Consider the following 250-nt stretch of genomic DNA (forward strand, 5'->3'; position numbering starts at 1 on the left):
TCGCGCAGGGCGACATGCAGCCCGCCCGTGGGTGTCCGAGCGCGGGCCAGGACGCCCACGAGGCGGCCCATTTGTCCGCCGTCGACGGCGGCACGGCGCTGGAACTGGCTTTCATCATTGCGCTTCAGGCAGCCGTTGAACTGTTGGAGCGGCACCCGGAAGCTGGCTCAACCCGAGACGTGGGTGTCCTGGATTTTCCTGAAGGATCGCTGCGCTTCGTGCCCATTCGTCGTTTTGATGACTAGCTCAT

General features: G+C 64.4%; 1 pseudogene. It reads left to right on the forward strand.

From position 1 onward, the window contains the following. A pseudogene (locus ACQG3P_RS21135) lies at positions 1–245 on the forward strand (type II toxin-antitoxin system RelE/ParE family toxin); the annotation flags it as partial. Positions 246–250 lie beyond the last annotated feature (5 nt).

Source organism: Stenotrophomonas sp. SrG (assembly GCF_050031795.1).
Lineage (GTDB): Bacteria > Pseudomonadota > Gammaproteobacteria > Xanthomonadales > Xanthomonadaceae > Stenotrophomonas > Stenotrophomonas rhizophila_A.